Source organism: bacterium, assembly GCA_029210965.1.
Lineage (GTDB): Bacteria > BMS3Abin14 > BMS3Abin14 > BMS3Abin14 > BMS3Abin14 > JALHUC01.
In genome coordinates this window covers 1-635 of record JARGFZ010000131.1, presented here as the reverse complement: position 1 = coordinate 635, position 635 = coordinate 1, and the positions used below count along the sequence as shown (strand labels likewise).

Below are 635 nucleotides of genomic sequence, written 5' to 3'. Positions count from 1 at the left end.
TTAGTACCTAAGGAAACCCCCCGGCTTTGCCGGGGGACCCGAGAAGTTTGACAGTACCTGGAGTAAATGAAAGCCTCCCCCTGTGAACCGCTCAAAGTTTACAGGAAAGGAGGCCTTCGTTGAACGATGTAAAAAGCTTAAGCCATACAGCGTGGGATTGCAAGTATCACGTGGTATGGATCCCGAAGTGTCGCAGGAAGGTATTGTATGGTCAAATACGGAATGATTTGGGAGAAGCATTTCGGGAGTTAGCACGTCAACGGGAGAGTTTGGTGTTGGAAGGTCATGTTTGTACTGATCATATCCACATCTATCTTTTCATACCCCCGAAATACGCGGTGTCTCAAGTAATTGGTTATATGAAGGGCAAAAGCGCGATTCACATTGCCCGTACTTATGGTGGTCGCGCCAGGAATTTTGTAGGTCAGCATTTTTGGGCACGTGGCTATTATGTGTCAACTGTAGGTCGAGATGAAAAGATGAACCGCGACTATATCCGTCGTCAGGAAGCAGGGGATCGTCGTCTGGATCAACTGCAGTTGTTGCGTTAGCCGCCTTTAGGCGGCCCGAGGTTTTAATAACCGCTTTGAGCGGTTCACAGTTCAAGCCCCCGGCTTTGCCGGGGGTACGTGACT

Annotated in this window: 1 protein-coding gene; it reads left to right on the top strand. The window is 49.4% G+C overall.

The genetic code is table 11. The features are described 5' to 3' along the window. Window positions 1-119: 119 nt before the first annotated feature. Window positions 120-551, top strand: a complete 432-nt coding sequence (gene tnpA, locus P1S59_14620) for an IS200/IS605 family transposase (GenBank protein MDF1527458.1) — start codon at window positions 120-122, stop codon at window positions 549-551. Window positions 552-635 lie beyond the last annotated feature (84 nt).